At 65.4% G+C, this 14,702-nt stretch carries 10 protein-coding genes; 6 read left to right on the forward strand and 4 right to left on the reverse strand.

What is annotated here, in order from left to right; translation table 11 throughout:
* Positions 1-345: 345 nt before the first annotated feature.
* From guaB to FQK05_RS00110, 6 genes are all read left to right on the forward strand, one after another.
* Positions 346-1,794, forward strand: a complete 1,449-nt coding sequence (guaB, locus tag FQK05_RS00085) for an IMP dehydrogenase (RefSeq protein ID WP_158963422.1) — start codon at positions 346-348, stop codon at positions 1,792-1,794.
* A 3-nt stretch (positions 1,795-1,797) separates the two neighbouring features.
* A complete protein-coding gene (locus tag FQK05_RS00090) occupies positions 1,798-3,021 on the forward strand; it encodes an RsmB/NOP family class I SAM-dependent RNA methyltransferase (protein WP_158963424.1) in 1,224 nt (407 codons plus the stop codon).
* 135 nt (positions 3,022-3,156) lie between these two features.
* Positions 3,157-5,457 carry an ATP-binding protein gene (locus FQK05_RS00095; RefSeq protein WP_407644475.1) on the forward strand — a complete coding sequence of 767 codons (2,301 nt, stop codon included), beginning with the start codon at positions 3,157-3,159 and terminating at the stop codon, positions 5,455-5,457.
* Between the two features lie 382 nt (positions 5,458-5,839).
* The gene (recA, locus tag FQK05_RS00100; protein WP_158963426.1) at positions 5,840-6,910 is read left to right on the forward strand and encodes a recombinase RecA; all 1,071 of its coding nucleotides are present in this window, start codon (positions 5,840-5,842) and stop codon (positions 6,908-6,910) included.
* Positions 6,911-7,056: 146 nt separating this feature from the next.
* Positions 7,057-9,717, forward strand: a complete 2,661-nt coding sequence (alaS, locus tag FQK05_RS00105; protein ID WP_158963428.1) for an alanine--tRNA ligase — start codon at positions 7,057-7,059, stop codon at positions 9,715-9,717.
* The gene (locus FQK05_RS00110; RefSeq protein ID WP_199252564.1) at positions 9,717-10,004 is read left to right on the forward strand and encodes a DUF1330 domain-containing protein; all 288 of its coding nucleotides are present in this window, start codon (positions 9,717-9,719) and stop codon (positions 10,002-10,004) included. The genes alaS and FQK05_RS00110 overlap by 1 nt, the downstream gene beginning before the upstream one ends.
* On the opposite strand, the gene FQK05_RS00115 is transcribed toward FQK05_RS00110, so the two are convergent.
* The 4 genes from FQK05_RS00115 to FQK05_RS00130 form a co-directional block, all read right to left on the reverse strand.
* Complete coding sequence (locus tag FQK05_RS00115) at positions 10,001-10,591, reverse strand: VOC family protein (protein WP_158963432.1); 591 nt, start codon at positions 10,589-10,591, stop codon at positions 10,001-10,003. The two genes, FQK05_RS00110 and FQK05_RS00115, sit on opposite strands and share 4 nt — an antisense overlap.
* Before the next feature lie 399 nt (positions 10,592-10,990).
* Positions 10,991-12,811: a translational GTPase TypA gene (gene typA, locus FQK05_RS00120; protein ID WP_158963435.1), complete on the reverse strand. Its 1,821-nt coding sequence runs from the start codon at positions 12,809-12,811 to the stop codon at positions 10,991-10,993.
* Between the two features lie 101 nt (positions 12,812-12,912).
* Positions 12,913-13,242: a DMT family transporter gene (locus FQK05_RS00125; protein WP_158963437.1), complete on the reverse strand. Its 330-nt coding sequence runs from the start codon at positions 13,240-13,242 to the stop codon at positions 12,913-12,915.
* 103 nt (positions 13,243-13,345) lie between these two features.
* A complete protein-coding gene (locus FQK05_RS00130) occupies positions 13,346-14,560 on the reverse strand; it encodes an NADP-dependent isocitrate dehydrogenase (RefSeq protein ID WP_158963439.1) in 1,215 nt (404 codons plus the stop codon).
* Between the last annotated feature and the right edge of the window lie 142 nt (positions 14,561-14,702).

Genomic DNA, 14,702 nt, shown 5'->3' on the forward strand with positions numbered 1-14,702 from the left:
CACAAGGCTGGCAGCGTCACGCGAGGCCAGGCTCTCCATGGGTACTCCCGCCTGTCACGGTTGAATTGAGTATTTCTAAAGAGAAGAAGGGCAGGACGCGCTACATCCTGGAGAGTGCGCCCGCTTCTTTGATCTTCAAATACCTCAGGGGTGTGGGGACAGCGTCCCCACGCGTCAATGGCCAATGGGCGCGCCCGCCGGGAGCGTCCGGACCGCAAGACATGCACCCGAAGCATAGCGGCTTGCCGCAGGGGCCAGTCCAAGATTTGGTGGAACCTCTTCCGTCTGCCGACTAACCGTGCGATAGGCTACGCGCCAAACGCCATTCTGCCGCGGGGGACCAAGATGCAGATTCGTGAGGCTCTCACATTCGACGACGTATTGCTGGTTCCGGGGGCCTCCTCGGTCCTGCCGGCACAGGCTGACACCCGCACAAGGGTCACCCGCGACATCGCGATGAACATCCCGCTGCTGTCCAGTGCGATGGACACGGTGACCGAGGCCCGGATGGCCATCGCCATGGCGCAGGCAGGGGGGATCGGCGTGATCCACCGAAACCTGGATATCGAGACGCAGGCACAGGAAGTGCGCCGGGTGAAACGGTTCGAAAGCGGGATCGTCTACAACCCGATCACCCTGACCGCCAACCAGACCCTGGCCGATGCCAAGGCGCTGCGCGAACGCTACAACGTGTCGGGCTTTCCGGTGGTGGACGAGGACGGCCGCGTTGTCGGCATCGTCACCAACCGTGACATGCGTTTCGCCACCTCGGACGATACGCCCGTCCGCGTGATGATGACCGGCAAGGATCTGGCCATCCTTCACGAACCGGCGGACCGGGACGAGGCGATCAGCCTGATGAAGGCGCGCCGGATCGAGAAGCTTCTGGTCACCGACGGGTCCGGCAAGCTGACGGGTCTGCTGACGTTGAAGGACACCGAACAGGCCGTGCTGAACCCGACTGCCTGCAAGGACGAGCTGGGCCGGCTGAGGGTCGCGGCGGCCTCGACCGTGGGGGACGCGGGCTTTGAACGAGCCGAGGCGCTGGTCGACGCGGGCGTCGACCTGATCGTGATCGACACGGCGCACGGCCATTCGGAAGGCGTCGCGCGCGCCGTGGAACGGGCCAAGCGGCTGTCGAACGAAGTGCAGGTGATCGCCGGCAACGTGGCCACCGGCGAAGCCGTGCGGGCGCTGATCGGCGCCGGCGCCGACGCGATCAAGGTGGGCATCGGGCCGGGGTCCATCTGCACGACACGGATGGTCGCGGGCGTGGGCGTGCCGCAGCTGACGGCCGTCATGGATTGCGCCGCCGCAGCCGGCGACACGCCGATCATCGCCGATGGCGGCATCAAGTATTCGGGCGATTTCGCCAAGGCCATCGCCGCTGGTGCCTCCTGTGCCATGGTGGGTTCGATGATCGCCGGCACCGACGAGGCGCCGGGCGAGGTGATCCTGTACCAGGGCCGCAGCTTCAAGAGCTATCGCGGCATGGGCAGCCTGGGCGCCATGGCCCGCGGGTCCGCCGACCGGTATTTCCAGAAGGACGCGGCGTCGGACAAGCTGGTGCCCGAAGGGGTTGAAGGCCAGGTGCCCTACAAGGGCGCTGCCTCGGCCGTGATCCACCAGTTGGTGGGCGGTCTGCGCGCGGCCATGGGCTATACCGGCTGCGCCACCGTGGACGAGATGCGCAAGAACTGCGAGTTCGTGCGGATTTCCAACGCCGGTCTGTCCGAAAGCCACGTGCATGACGTGCAGATCACCCGGGAAAGCCCGAACTACCGGATCATGTAAGCCATGACTCCGGCCGCGCGGGCCCAGACCGCCATCCAGATCCTGGACGAGGTTCTGGCGGGAGCAGCCGCCGAACAGGCGCTGACTGCCTGGGCGCGGCGCAGCCGCTATGCCGGGTCCGGCGACCGGGCGGCGGTGCGCGATCTGGTCTTCGATGCGCTGCGGTGCCTGCGGTCCTGTGCGGCAGCCGGGGGGCGGCCGGCCGGCGGGCTGGGACCCGAGACGACGGGCCGGGCGCTGATCCTGGGCCAGTTGCGCCTCTGCGGGACAGATCCGGACACCATCTTCACCGGCGAGCGTCATGCGCCCGAGGTGCTGACTGCCGCTGAACGCGAGAGCGGGGCATCATCGCTCGACGAGCTGCCGGCCGCGGAGCGCCGCGACCTGCCGGACTGGGTCTGGCCCGAAGTGACCCGCAGTGCGCGCGGCGCGGCCGAGGAGACGGCACAGGCGCTGCGCCACCGCGCGCAGGTGCACCTGCGCGTGAACCGCGCCCGTGCGGATCTGCAATCAGCAATCGGCCTGCTTGCCGCCGACGGGATTACGGCCGTGGCCCATCCTGCGGCACCGATGGCGTTGCTGGTCACCGGCGGGGCCCGCAGGATCCGCAATTCCGCCGCCTATCGCGACGGGGTGGTAGAGCTTCAGGATGCCGCCAGCCAGGCGATCTGCGCCACGCTGCCCCTGAAGGACGGGATGAGGGTGCTGGACTATTGCGCGGGCGGGGGCGGCAAGACGCTGGCGATGGCGGCCGAGGCGAAACTGGATCTGTTCGCCCACGATGCCCAGCCCCAGCGGATGCGCGACCTGGCCGACCGTGCCGACCGCGCCGGTGTCGTCGTGACCCGGCTGGCGACCGGGGACCTGGCGCGTCAGGGGCCTTTCGACCTGGTCCTGTGCGACGTGCCCTGTTCCGGTAGCGGGGCCTGGAGGCGGGCGCCCGAGGGCAAGTGGCGCCTGACGCCGGACCGCCTGGCCGAGATCCGCCGGATCCAGGCCGCCATCCTGGCCTCCGCGGCCGCGCTGGTGCGTCCGGGCGGCACGCTGGCCTATGCCACCTGTTCGATCTTCCGCTGCGAGAATACCGAACAAATTTCAGAATTTGTCGAAAGGAATAGCCCCTGGAAGGCTGAAACCGAACGACATTGGGCGCTTTCGTCCGGATTGAGTGGCACGGACACACCGGAAACGGACGGATTTTACTTGTCAATGATTGAGCGCAGTTGACGCAGATCGCCTAATTTGGTGACAGTCTCCGAACGAATTTTCATACACGGTCTCCTTGTTGCTCCGTGCGTGGTTCACCGATCGTTAACCGGTGCCGCGTGATATGTCCCAAAGTCCCATCGGACGGAGGCAACGGTGTACAACGACACAGCTTTTCCCGTGCCCGACCTGCGCATTGTCGCGCTGTCCCCAATCCGGTTTGTACTGGCCCTGCTGGTATCGTCTGCCTGTATCGTGGCCGGCATCGCAAGCGAGCTGCCTCATCTTCTGGCACTTCTCATGTTTTGCGCCGGGGTGACGGGCATCGTCATCGTGGCGTTGGTGGCGTTGCGGGCGCGCATCCGGGTCCGGGAACACCAGGTGGCGATGGCCACGCTGGACAGCTTCATCCAGCACGACGCGGCCCCGGCCTTTGTCACCGACGAAACCGGCGCGATCTGTACGTGCAATGCCGCGGCCCTGCGGCAGCACCCGCAGGATGGAGGCGACGCGCAGCCGCTGTCCACGGTGCTGCGGGGGCTTTTCGCCAATCCGGCGGCGGTGCTGGTGCGGCTGCAAAGCCAGGCGCGGACCGACGGAACAGCACACGAGGATGTTCTGACCAGTCGCGGGCATGTCCGGTTGTCGGCGCAGGCCATCGGCGACAGCGGCTATCTTTGGCGGCTGCACGATATCGCCCGGTCGGGGCAGCTGTCGGGCCCCGACCAGTACCGCCTCCCGGTCCTTACCGTCGGCCGCGGCGGCGCGATCCTGGCCATGAACCAGCAGGCGCGCAAGCTGGTGGGGACTCAGGCCTCCAGCATCGACCAGATCTTCCGCCAAGCCCCGCGCAACAATGCCCTGAACCGTGTCGACGGGTCCGACGGGCCTACGGATGTCGCTGTCGCGCGGCTGGGTGGCCCGGCCGGGCGCGAGGACTGGCTGATGGTCCCCGTGGGCGAAAGCGCCACCGGGCCTGCCGGGCTAGATACGTTGCCGGTGCCGCTGGTCGAGGTCGACGCCGACGGGCGGGTCGTGCAGGCCAACTGGCTGGCCGCGGCGCTGCTGTTGATGGAGCCGGGGGAAAAGGTCCATATCGAAGATCTGATGCAGGGCCTCAGCCGTCCGGTGACGGACTGGATCCGGGACGCAGCCCATGGCCTGACCTCCAAGAACACCGAATTCCTGAAGCTGAAACGCCCCGAGCGCGAAGTCTTCGTCCAGGGCTCGCTGAACCGCGTGGGTCAGGGCGAAAGCGCGCGGCTGGTGGCGGTCCTGAACGACGCAACAGAGCTGAAGACGCTGGAAGCGCAGTTCGTGCAAAGCCAGAAGATGCAGGCCATAGGCCAGCTGGCCGGCGGCGTGGCCCATGATTTCAACAACCTCCTGACCGCCATTTCCGGCCATTGCGACCTGTTGTTGCTGCGCCACGACCCGGGCGACCAGGACTATGGCGATCTGGTGCAGATCGTGCAGAACGCGAACCGCGCGGCCTCGCTTGTGGGGCAGTTGCTGGCGTTTTCGCGGAAACAGACGCTGCGGCCGGAATCTCTCGACCTGCGGGACACGCTGGCCGACCTGACCCATCTGCTGAACCGGCTGGTGGGGGAACGGGTGACACTGACCCTGTCCCATGATCCGATCCTGAAATCGATCCGCGCCGACAAGAGGCAGCTGGAACAGGTACTGATGAACCTTGTGGTGAACGCCCGCGATGCCATGCCCGACGGCGGTGAGATCCGGATCGAAACCGAGGTGGTGAGCCTGGACGAACCGCTGGTCCGAGACCGTGCCACGGTGCCGCCCGGCGAATACGTGACCTTGCGGGTGTCGGACGAAGGCATGGGCATCGGCGCCGACAAGCTGACCAAAGTGTTCGAGCCGTTCTACACCACCAAGCGCACCGGCGAAGGCACCGGCCTGGGCCTGTCGACGGCCTATGGGATCGTGAAACAATCCGGCGGCTTCATCTTTGTCGACAGCGTCGAAGGGCAGGGCACGGTCTTCACGCTGTACTTCCCGTCCTACAAGGCATCGTCCGATGCGCCGGAAGTTCCGTTGCCGGCCGAACCCGCTGCCGCGCCGCGGCAGGGCGAAGGCGTGGTCCTGCTGGTCGAGGACGAGCCGCCGGTCCGGGCCTTTGCCTCGCGCGCGCTGCGCCTGCGCGGCTATACCGTGCTGGAGGCGGAATCGGGAGAGGATGCGCTGCGCCAGCTGGAGGATCCGGACCTGGCGGTCGATGTCTTCGTGACCGACGTGGTCATGCCGGGGCTGGACGGTCCCAGCTGGGTGCGGAAGGCGATGCAGAATCGCCCCGACGTCCGCGTCGTCTTCGTGTCGGGCTATGCCGAGGACGCGTTTGGCGACAACGGTCCCAGCCTGCCCAATTCGGTCTTCCTGCCAAAGCCGTTTTCGCTGAACCAGCTGACAGAGACGGTCTACCAGCAGCTGGCGTGACGAAATCTGCATCGTGACACTGTCCCGGCCGCAGGTTGGTAACCTTGCGTTAACCCAATTCGTAAAAAATGATTTCAGGCTTCGGGAGGTTGCTTTCCCGGCCGCGCGGTTCCCCCAGCCGTGACCGGCGCATCCGGCGCCAGATCGCGCCCGGCTCTCCCCCCTCTGAGCCGGCGCGATCAGCACCGGCTGGTCCCGGTGCGTCCGGGTGCGCCTTGCCTGCCTCTGGCAGGTCCCGCGACTCATCTCCCTTAGGCACCCGTGCGAAGGGGAGATTTCAATTGAAATGTTCTCCTTTTGGTCCTATTGAGAACAAGAGGCGAACGAAGCAGCAATTGCCGCCCCCCGACGGGTGTGACAATAAGAGAAGGACCGATAGGCAATGGCGGATCTCCTGACGATGGGCAGCAAATCGAACCCCGACAAGCAGAAGGCGCTGGACAGCGCCCTGGCCCAGATCGAACGGCAGTTCGGCAAGGGCTCGATCATGAAGCTGGGCGGTGAAAACCCGATCCAGGAAATCGAAGCGACGTCTACCGGCTCGCTGGGTCTGGACATTGCGCTGGGGATCGGTGGGTTGCCGATGGGCCGCATCATCGAGATCTACGGGCCGGAAAGCTCGGGCAAGACGACGCTGACGCTGCACTGCGTGGCCGAACAGCAGAAGAAGGGTGGCATCTGCGCCTTCGTCGATGCCGAACACGCGCTGGATCCGCTTTACGCGCGCAAGCTGGGCGTCGATCTGGATGAACTGCTGATCTCGCAGCCGGACACGGGCGAACAGGCGCTGGAAATCACCGACACGCTGGTGCGGTCGGGGGCGGTGAACCTGGTCGTGGTCGATTCGGTGGCCGCCCTGACGCCCAAGTCCGAGCTGGAAGGCGACATGGGTGATTCCAGCGTCGGCGTCCATGCCCGCCTGATGAGCCAGGCCATGCGGAAACTGACCGGTTCGATTTCCAAGTCGAAGTGCATGGTTATCTTCATCAACCAGATCAGGATGAAGATCGGTGTCATGTTCGGCAGCCCGGAAACCACGACAGGCGGCAACGCGCTGAAATTCTATTCCTCGGTCCGGCTGGATATCCGCCGCATCGGGTCGATCAAGGACCGGGACGAGGTGGTGGGCAATTCGACCCGCGTGAAGGTCGTCAAGAACAAGGTCGCGCCGCCGTTCAAGCAGGTGGAATTCGACATCATGTATGGCGAAGGCATCTCCAAGACCGGCGAACTTCTGGACCTGGGCGTGCAGGCCGGCGTGGTGAACAAGTCCGGCGCCTGGTTCAGCTATGGCGACGAACGGATCGGGCAGGGGCGCGAGAACGCCAAGCAGTTCCTGCGCGAGAACAAGTCCATCGCGCTGGAGATCGAGGACAAGATCCGCGCGGCACATGGGCTGGAGTTCGACTATTCCGAAGGCGACGCCGAGGACGGAGACATCCTCGAAGCGTGATCCCCGGATGCGGCCGCCTACCGGGGCGGCCGTTTTCCCGGGGCGTGGCCTGATCGCCCCGGGGGTCACGCGCCCGGTGGACAGGCCCTGACAGGGCGGATATGTGGAACGACACCCAGACATCCGCGCCGAAGGTCAGCCCGCACATGCCCACCGTCAACGACATCCGGTCCGCTTTCCTGAACTACTTTGCCAAGAACGATCACGCGGTCGTTCCGTCGAGCCCGCTCGTCCCCCGGAACGACCCGACACTGATGTTCGTCAACTCGGGCATGGTTCAGTTCAAGAACGTCTTTACGGGCGTGGAAACGCGTGACTATTCCCGCGCGACCACCGCGCAGAAATGCGTCCGCGCCGGCGGCAAGCACAACGACCTGGACAACGTCGGTTACACCGCGCGTCACCACACCTTCTTCGAGATGATGGGGAACTTTTCCTTCGGGGACTATTTCAAGGAACAGGCGATCCCCTTCGCCTGGGAGATGGTCACCAAGGAACTGGACATCCCGGCCGACAAGCTGCTGGTCACCGTCTTCCATACGGATGACGAGGCCGCGGACCTGTGGAAGAAGGTCGCGGGCCTGCCGGACGAGCGTATCATCCGCATCCCTACCAGCGACAATTTCTGGATGATGGGCCCGACCGGCCCCTGCGGTCCCTGTTCCGAAATCTTCTATGACCACGGCGATCACATCTGGGGTGGCCCTCCGGGTAGCCCGGAAGAAGACGGCGACCGGTTCGTCGAGATCTGGAACCTCGTCTTCATGCAGCACGAGCAGTTCGAGGACGGCACCCGCACCGACCTGCCGCGCCCGTCGATCGACACCGGCATGGGGATCGAACGCGTGGCGGCCCTGCTGCAGGGCACCAACGACAATTATGGCACCGACCTGATGCGCTCGCTGATCCTGGCCAGCGCGGATGCCACCAGCACCGATCCCGACGGAACCGGCCGCGTGCATCACCGGGTCATCGCCGATCACCTGCGGTCGACGTCCTTCCTGCTGGCCGATGGCGTGATGCCGTCGAATGACGGCCGCGGCTACGTCCTGCGCCGGATCATGCGTCGCGCCATGCGGCATGCGCACCTTCTGGGCGCCAAGGACCCGTTGATGTATCGCCTGGTGCCGGCGCTGGTTCGCCAGATGGGCGCCGCCTATCCGGAACTGACCCGGGCGCAAGCCTTGATCGAGGAAACGCTGAAGCTGGAGGAAACCCGCTTCAAGCAGACGCTCGACCGTGGGCTGAAGCTGCTGGACGACGAACTGGATCTTCTGCCCGATGGCGCAAACCTGCCGGGCGAGGCTGCGTTCAAGCTGTACGACACCTATGGTTTCCCGCTGGACCTGACGCAGGATGCTCTGCGAGAGAAAGGCCGGGCGGTCGACACCGACGGTTTCGACAAGGCCATGGAAGAACAGAAGGCCAAGGCGCGCGCCGCCTGGGCCGGTTCTGGCGAAACGGCGGATGCGACCGTCTGGTTCGACGTGGCCGACAAGCACGGTGCCACCGATTTCCTGGGCTATGAAACCGAAACGGCCGAAGGCCAGATCGTGGCGCTGGTCGAAGGCGGCGCACTGGTCGACAAGGCCCAGAAGGGCGCAACGGTCCAGATCGCCCTGAACCAGACGCCTTTCTACGGCGAAAGCGGCGGTCAGGTCGGCGATACCGGTATCATTCGGACCGAAGGCGGCGTGGCGAAGGTCACAGACACGCGCAAGACTGCCGGTGTCTTCATCCACTTCGCCGAAGTGACCGAGGGCTCGATCGCCACGGGCGATGCCGCGGCGCTGGAGGTCGACCACGCCCGCCGGACCGCGATCCGCGCCAACCACTCGGCCACGCACCTGCTGCACGAAGCCCTGCGCGAGGCGCTTGGCGATCACGTCGCGCAGCGCGGGTCCCTGAACGCGGCCGACCGGCTGCGCTTCGACTTCTCGCACACCAGGGCAGTGACGGCCGAGGAACTGGCCCGGGTCGAACGCGATGTGAACGCCTTCATCCGCCAGAACGCTCCGGTGGAAACGCGGATCATGGCGCCCGACGATGCCCGGGAACTCGGGGCGCAGGCGCTCTTCGGCGAGAAATACGGCGACGAGGTCCGCGTCGTGTCCATGGGTATCCTGCCGGGATCCGGAAAGGGCGCGGACAAGCAGACCTATTCGCTGGAACTCTGCGGCGGCACGCATGTCAGGCAGACTGGCGACATCGGTGCCTTTGTGGCGCTGGGGGACAGCGCATCCTCGGCCGGCGTCCGCCGGATCGAGGCACTGACCGGACAGGCGGCGCTGGACTATCTGGCCGGTCAGGGTGCGAAACTGGCCGAAACGGCCTCGGTCCTGAAATCTTCGGTCGCCGAGGTGCCCGAGCGGGTGAAGGCCCTGATGGACGAACGCAAGGCGCTGGCGGCCGAGGTCGCGCAACTCAGGCGTGAGCTGGCCATGTCGGGCGGAGGCGCGGCTGCGCCCGAGGCGAAGGAGATCGGTGGCGTGCCGTTCCTCGCGCAGGTGCTGACCGGCGTCACGGGCAAGGACCTGCCGCCACTGGTCGACGAACACAAGACGCGCCTGGGGACGGGCGCGGTGCTGCTGATCGCGGATGTCGACGGCAAGGCGGCCGTGGCGGCCGGCGTGACCGCCGACCTGAAAGGCAAGGTCTCTGCGGTTGACCTCGTTCGCGCCGCGGTCGAGAAACTGGGCGGCAAGGGCGGTGGCGGCCGTCCGGACATGGCACAGGGCGGTGGACCCGATGCCTCGGCCGCGCCCGAAGCCATTGCGGCAGCGGAATCAATCCTGGGAGAGAAATGATGGGTGCACTCTGGATCGCCAATGTCCATGTGACGGACGAAGAGGCCTATGGCAAATATGCCAAGCTGGCCGGACCGGCCATCGCCAAGCACGGCGGCAAGTTCCTGGCCCGGGGCGGGCGCTGCGAGCAGCTGGAAGGCCGGGCGCGCGCGCGCAACGTGGTGGCCCGGTTCGACAGCGTCGAGGCGGCCGTGGCCTGTTACAACTCGCCCGAATACCAGGAGGCGCTGAGCCACGCCCGGGATGCCTCCGAACGCGACCTCGTGGTCGTCGAAATGGTCGACTAGGACTTCGAATAGGGGTCCTTGGGCCCCCGGTCTTCGGACAACGTCCCTTGCCGGCGCAGAACCAGACCTTCGATGGCGTCGGCAAGGTGCACTTCGGCGATATTGTAGTCGCCCCGTTCGACGCGCAGCTTATGCGCTTCGATCATCACATCCGCATGGGTATGGCCGACGGGCGGTTCGAACTTGTAGGTCGCCAGTTCGATCAGCAGACCCATCGGATCCTTGAAATATATCGAATCCATGAAGCCGCGGTCCTTGACCCCGGAATGGCCGATCCCCCGTTCATCGAGGCGTGTCACCGCCTGCGAGAAACTCGCGCGCGACACGTTGAAGGCCAGGTGATGCACGCAGCCGGGTTCGGTCGGCGTACGGCGCGGGTCCGGGGTGCGGGTCTCGTTGGTGAAGACGGTGATCAGGCGCCCGTCGCCCGGATCGAAGTACAGGTGGCCTTCGTCCGGATTGTCGAGATTCGGCTGGTCGAAGACGAAGGGCATGCCTAAAAGCCCCTCCCAGAAATCGATGGACGTCTGCCGGTCGGTGCCGGTCAGCGTGATATGGTGCACGCCCTGGGCCTGGATCTTGCGCATGTCGGATCTCCCTCTCCATGGGTGAGGATAGCACGTTCTCCAGGCGGCGCATGCGACGCGGGCGGAGAAGGGTGCTCTGGTCACCACGGAGATAGGCCCGCCATTCCCGCGGATCCACCATCGCCTCTGTGCCTGAGCGATCAGGATCTCTGCATCAAGGGCAAGCCGCGCGTGCCGCGCGGGGCTGGCGCCCCCTTGACACAGAGCTCCCGACCGCTCTGACAGGCACCGGCGACGGTGGCTCCGCGGAGATGGCTTTCAGGCGATGTGGAGGAGCCCCAAGGTTTCGGGCGGGGGAAAGGCCCGTGAAGAGGGCGCCACGGTGGCGCCTTCTTCTTTTCACAAATACTCCCCGCCGGAGGCACCCGCCGAAGCGCGGCGCCGGACCGGCCGGACGGTTCAGGCGCTGGCCTTGGCAGCGCGCTTGCGTTCGTGCGGGTCCAGGAAGCGCTTGCGCAGGCGGATCGCGCTCGGTGTGACTTCGACCAGTTCGTCATCGTCGATATAGGCGATGGCCTCTTCCAGCGACATGGTCACCGGGGTGGTCAGGCGCACCGCCTCGTCCGTGCCGGAGGCGCGGACGTTGGTCAGCTTCTTGCCCTTCAGCGGGTTCACTTCCAGGTCGTTGTCCCGGCTGTGTTCGCCGATGATCATGCCGGTATAGACCGGGGCCTGCGCGCCCAGGAACAGCTTGCCGCGCTCTTCCAGGTTCCACAGCGCATAGGCCACCGTCTCGCCGTTTTCCATCGAGATCAGGACGCCCTGGCGCCGGCCCGGGATCGCGCCCTTGTAGGGCACCCAGCCGTGGAACACGCGGTTCAGCACGCCGGTGCCGCGTGTGTCGGTCAGGAACTCGCCGTGATAGCCGATCAGGCCGCGCGACGGCACGTGTGCGATGATCCGGGTCTTGCCCGCGCCCGCCGGCTTCATTTCCACCAGTTCGCCCTTGCGGACGCCGGTCAGCTTCTCGATCACGACGCCCGAATATTCGTCGTCGACGTCGATGGTGGCTTCCTCGATCGGCTCTTCCCGGCCGCTCGGCCCGTCGCGCAGGATCACCTGCGGGCGAGAGATCGACAGTTCGAACCCTTCGCGGCGCATGTTCTCGATCAGGACGCCCATCTGAAGTTCGCCGCGGCCCGACACCTCGAAGGCTTCGCCGCCGGGCGTGTCCGCGACCTTGATCGCGACGTTGGATTCGGCTTCCTTCAGCAGCCGCTCGCGGATCACGCGGGACTGGACCTTCTTGCCGTCGCGGCCCGCCAGCGGAGAATCGTTGATGCCGAAGGTCACGGTGATCGTCGGCGGATCGATCGGCTGGGCGGGCAGGGCGCCTTCGACCTGGGGCGCGACAAGGCTGTCGGCCACGGTGGCCTTGGTCATGCCGGCGATGCTGACGATGTCGCCGGCTTCTGCCACGTCGATCGGCTGTTGCGACAGGCCCCGGAAGGCCAGGATCTTGGACGCACGGAAGTTTTCGATCATCTTGCCGTCGCGGGCCAGGGCCTTCAGCGCGTCGCCGGTCTTCAGCGTGCCACTTTCGACGCGGCCTGTCAGGATGCGGCCCAGGAACGGGTCGGCGCCCAGGGTCACGGCCAGCATGCGAAAGGGTTCGTCCTTGTGGGCGGCCTGCTTCGGCGCCGGCACGTGCTTGACCACCATGTCGAAGAGCGCCGACAGGTCCTTTCGCGGACCGTCCAGTTCCATGTCGGCCCAGCCGTTCCGGCCCGAAGCATACATGGTGGGGAAGTCCAGCTGGTCGTCATCGGCGCCGAGGTTGGCGAAGAGGTCGAAACACTCGTCCAGCGCGCGGTCGGGTTCGGCGTCGGGCTTGTCGACCTTGTTCAGCACCACGATGGGCCGCAGGCCCAGGGCCAGCGCCTTCGAGGTCACGAACTTGGTTTGCGGCATCGGGCCTTCGGCCGCGTCGACCAGCAGCACAACGCCGTCGACCATCGACAGGATCCGTTCGACCTCGCCGCCGAAATCGGCGTGGCCGGGGGTGTCGACGATGTTGATCCGGGTGCCTTTCCATTCGACCGATGTCGCCTTGGCCAGGATGGTGATCCCGCGTTCGCGTTCCAGGTCGTTCGAATCCATCGCGCGTTCGGCCACGGCCTGGTTTTCGCGGAAGGCGCCAGACTGTTTCAGCAGTTCGTCGACGAGGGTGGTCTTGCCATGGTCCACGTGGGCGATGATGGCGATGTTGCGAAGATCCATATGGGGGTGCGTCCGGCTGTGTCTCTGGGTTGGGGCGCCCTTACCGTGCCGCGGTGCAGAAAGCCAGAGCCAATCGGTCCCGGCCCCTGTCCCGCAGCGTCCTAGTGGGTGCCCGCCTTCGAGAAGAGGTTGATCACAACTATCCCCGCCACGATCAGCGACAGGCCGATCTGCGCGGCCAGATCTAGCTTCTGGCCATAAACGAAGTAACCCATGCCGGCGATCAGGACGATCCCGGCACCCGACCAGATGGCGTAGACAATGCCGATCTGCATCGTCCGGAAGGCGAAGGACATCGAATAGAAGGAGATCGTGTAGGACACGACGACGACGATGGCGGGCATCAGGCGCGTCATCTCGTTGCTGGCCTTCAGGGCGGTGGTGCCGATGACCTCGGACACAATGGCGATGGCAAGGAAGACATAGTGCATGACGGGCCTGCGGCTGTTCCGGGTGCTGGCCCGTCCATGGCGTGTCGTGCGGGCCGCCGCAAGGGCGATCCGGGGGCGGCGTGCGACGCTCCCGGTGCCCGGATCAGCCGGCCAGCGCCTTGTTCAGGTTCTCGTCGATCTTTTCCAGGAAGCCCATGGTTGTCAGCCAGCCCTGGTCCGGGCCGACCAGAAGGGCCAGGTCCTTGGTCATGAAGCCGGATTCGACCGTCTGGACGATCACCTTTTCAAGCGTGTCGGCGAAGGTCATCAGCGCCGCGTTTTCGTCTAGCTTGGCCCGGTGCTTCAGGCCGCCGGTCCACGCGAAGATCGAGGCAATCGAGTTGGTCGAGGTCTGCTCGCCCTTCTGGTGCTGGCGATAGTGGCGGGTGACGGTGCCATGTGCGGCCTCTGCCTCGACGATCTTGCCGTCGGGGGTCAGAAGTTGCGAGGTCATCAGGCCCAAAGAACCGAAGCCCTGTGCAACCGTGTCGGACTGCACGTCGCCGTCGTAATTCTTGCACGCCCAGACATAGCCGCCGGACCATTTCATGGCCGAGGCCACCATGTCGTCGATCAGCCGGTGTTCGTACCAGATGTTCTTGGCCTTGAACTGGTCGGCGAACTCGGCGTCGTAGATTTCCTGGAACAGGTCCTTGAAGCGGCCGTCATAGGCCTTCAGAATCGTATTCTTGGTGGACAGGTAGACCGGCCAGCCCAGCGACAGGCCATAGTTAAAGGACGCGCGGGCGAAATCGGCGATCGACTGGTCCAGGTTGTACATCCCCATCGCCACGCCGGCGCCGGGGGACTGGTACACCTCCTTCTCGATCACGGTGCCGTCGTCGCCGGTGAATTTCATCGTCAGCGTGCCGGGCCCGGGCATCAGGAAGTCGGTGGCCTTGTACTGATCGCCAAAGGCGTGGCGGCCGATGACGATGGGCCTGGTCCAGCCCGGCACCAGACGCGGCACGTTCTTGCAGATGATCGGCGCGCGGAAGACGACGCCGCCCAGGATGTTGCGGATCGTGCCGTTCGGCGACTTCCACATCTGCTTCAGGCCGAATTCCTCGACTCGCGCTTCGTCAGGGGTGATCGTGGCACATTTCACGCCGACGCCGACCTCCTTGATCTTCAGGGCGGCGTCGATCGTGATCTGGTCCCCGGTCCGGTCGCGTTCCTCGATCCCCAGGTCGTAATAGAGCAGATCCACGTCCAGATAGGGCAGGATCAGCTTCTTCTTGATGAAGTGCCAGATGATGCGGGTCATCTCGTCCCCGTCGAGTTCCACGACGGGGTTCTCTACCTTGATCTTGGTCACGGGCACGCCCTTTGATCGGAGTGAGTCGGATGGTCTGGGGTCTACCCCATTCTGTGTTACGAATAGATGGGTATGCAATGGTATACAAACTGCCATCGCGTCGCATGGCGCAGATTTCGGCGCTCGCGGGGCAGGTCGACCC

It is taken from the genome of Chachezhania sediminis (genome assembly GCF_009765275.1).
Taxonomy (GTDB): domain Bacteria; phylum Pseudomonadota; class Alphaproteobacteria; order Rhodobacterales; family Rhodobacteraceae; genus Chachezhania; species Chachezhania sediminis.

Bases quoted from the DNA above. Each gene is read 5' to 3' on its own strand.
- guaB (WP_158963422.1), top strand. From the start codon at position 346: ATGCAGATTCGTGAGGCTCTCACATTCGACGACGTATTGCTGGTTCCG.
- FQK05_RS00090 (WP_158963424.1), top strand. From the start codon at position 1,798: ATGACTCCGGCCGCGCGGGCCCAGACCGCCATCCAGATCCTGGACGAG.
- recA (WP_158963426.1), top strand. From the start codon at position 5,840: ATGGCGGATCTCCTGACGATGGGCAGCAAATCGAACCCCGACAAGCAG.
- alaS (WP_158963428.1), top strand. From the start codon at position 7,057: ATGCCCACCGTCAACGACATCCGGTCCGCTTTCCTGAACTACTTTGCC.
- FQK05_RS00110 (WP_199252564.1), top strand. From the start codon at position 9,717: ATGGGTGCACTCTGGATCGCCAATGTCCATGTGACGGACGAAGAGGCC.
- FQK05_RS00115 (WP_158963432.1), bottom strand. From the start codon at position 10,591: ATGCGCAAGATCCAGGCCCAGGGCGTGCACCATATCACGCTGACCGGC.
- typA (WP_158963435.1), bottom strand. From the start codon at position 12,811: ATGGATCTTCGCAACATCGCCATCATCGCCCACGTGGACCATGGCAAG.
- FQK05_RS00125 (WP_158963437.1), bottom strand. From the start codon at position 13,242: ATGCACTATGTCTTCCTTGCCATCGCCATTGTGTCCGAGGTCATCGGC.